The organism is Vibrio sp. 10N.286.49.E11, from assembly GCF_041469505.1.
Classification (GTDB): Bacteria; Pseudomonadota; Gammaproteobacteria; order Enterobacterales; family Vibrionaceae; genus Vibrio; species Vibrio crassostreae_C.
Genome location: NZ_JBFRKQ010000170.1, coordinates 1 through 1,996, shown reverse-complemented (window position 1 = coordinate 1,996; position 1,996 = coordinate 1). Strand labels below are relative to the sequence as shown.

Annotated in this window: 2 protein-coding genes; both read left to right on the top strand. The window is 37.5% G+C overall.

Features of this window, described 5'->3' with window-relative positions:
- Nucleotides 1-309 precede the first annotated feature (309 nt).
- A complete protein-coding gene (locus AB4167_RS22125; RefSeq protein ID WP_372100781.1) occupies nt 310-1,398 on the top strand; it encodes a DUF4238 domain-containing protein in 1,089 nt (362 codons plus the stop codon).
- Nucleotides 1,399-1,767: 369 nt separating this feature from the next.
- Nucleotides 1,768-1,992: a hypothetical protein gene (locus tag AB4167_RS22120; protein ID WP_372137037.1), complete on the top strand. Its 225-nt coding sequence runs from the start codon at nt 1,768-1,770 to the stop codon at nt 1,990-1,992.
- Nucleotides 1,993-1,996 lie beyond the last annotated feature (4 nt).

The window sequence follows — 1,996 nt, the reverse complement described above, 5'->3', positions numbered from 1 at the left end:
CAAGTGTCGTCTACTCGACATCTTCGTGCTAGTGGGGTAGATCATCGTAACGCGGAAATGCCCCGAAGCGTGTCAGAACGAAATCGAATTCGGTGTGGTTTTTAGCAATTAGGCTTACTTTTCCTCATAAAAAAAACTCTCTATATACGCCAAAGCTTGCTTATTTGTTACGGTTAATTGTGAGGGTTAACTATGATTTGAAGCTTAGAGCTAAATCTTAGTTTACTGTGTTAGCGTGATTTGATGCATTTCTCAATCAGGTCAATATATAATACACCAATCATATTCAATGAGTTGTAGATATGCCTTATGGCTTCAAATAAAAACCAGCACTATGTACCACAATGCTATCTAAAGAAATTTTCCTCTGACAACAATCGATCATCGATTAGCTTGTTTAATATCGATAGACGTCAGTTTATTGTAAGAGCTGCCATTAAAGGACAATGTTCAAAAAATTACTTTTATGGTAAAGACTTGAAGATAGAAAAAGAATTGCAGTCTATTGAAGGTAACTTCTCAAGGGTTGTTGATAGAATTTTATCGCCAAACTATAAGCTTACTCGTAACGATGCATTATTCTTACTCCAATACTGGCTTTTACAGCAACAACGGACAGAGGCTACATCAAGGCGTAGTGTTGAAATTTCAAGTGCTTTCACTGAGACAGCTCAAATATCGTCTCAAGAATATAGATTGGAAATGGAGGAAGCTGTTAAAGATTCTTTTGAGCGTTTTCAATTATTGAAAGAATGCTTGAATGATTTGAAAGTTTGTTTAATTAGAAACGAGAGTGGCATCAGCTTCATTACATCTGACGATCCTGCTGTAGAGGTTAATAGGTTGCACATATTAAAAACTCTCGCTTGCAAAGAAGCATCTGGTCTAGCTAGTGCTGGTCTTATTATTAGTTTGCCTCTGACACCTACTGTTCAGTTCGTTGCTTATGATTCTGATGTTTATAATCTACCATCTCAAGGTGGTTGGTTGAAAACGAAAAAAGATAAAGACATAGACTTTTTTAATCAATTGCAGTTACTAAATTGCTGTGCGAATGTCTTTGTATCTGATGAACAACAAGCTACGTATGTTGATGAGCTATTTCGATTGGTACATGTAAATAGGTTAGAGTCTAAATATCGCCTTACATATGCTAACGCAGAGTTAGATAATAAAGGTAATGAGCGGTTCAGGATTGTAGATAAGAGCACTGTAAATAAGCAGGGTAAGATCCTTTTGTATCAGGAGAACTTAGTGCCAATGCCAGTTTTTTGGGCAACCTTTATCAATTGGAAAAGTAAAAGAACAGCATACACTAATGAATCCAGAGTTGGTTACATGCGGCACGATCACGCTTTGCTTAGAAACGACTTAGCGTTAAAAAGGGTAAAACTATAACTTAAGCGTAGTAGTATGGGGTATATTTAAACAATTCATAGATTAGTAATTTAGCAAACTCATTGACTCACATCTGTCCATTTTGAGTCAGCGAATTATACGCTGACTCGTCTTTGCCCCAAATCTTCTCAGAACCAGTGAGAAGATGACCTAGCCAGTACAACAATAGACCAAGTTAATCTAATCCGTACTTTGATCTCTTATACGGAATTTTTCCGTAATTCGACCCCACAACTATATGCCGATTCACATAACAGGTTGATACCAGTTGAGTTTCATAGTAAACGGCAGCAACATAGACGGAATACAAAAACGGAAAAAATCCGTCTATAAAGCGTTATGCGCAATTATTAACAATGGAGTTATCTATTGAAACCTAGCACTGAACAACAACGTCAACGATTTGTGAAAGAGCTACTTAAGGATCTCAGCGAAGAGAATTTAGCTATTTTTGCTGGTGCAGGGCTATCGGCTCCAGCAGGGTTTGTTAGTTGGTCAGAATTGCTTCGGCCAGTAGCAGAAGAGCTCGAACTTGAAATTGAAAAAGAAACTGATTTAGTCGCTTTGGCCCAGTACCACGGCTTTGTTTCCTAAATCA

What these genes read in the sequence shown, in the direction of transcription:
- AB4167_RS22125 (WP_372100781.1), top strand. Translation starts at nt 310, where the DNA reads ATGGCTTCAAATAAAAACCAGCACTATGTACCACAATGCTATCTAAAG.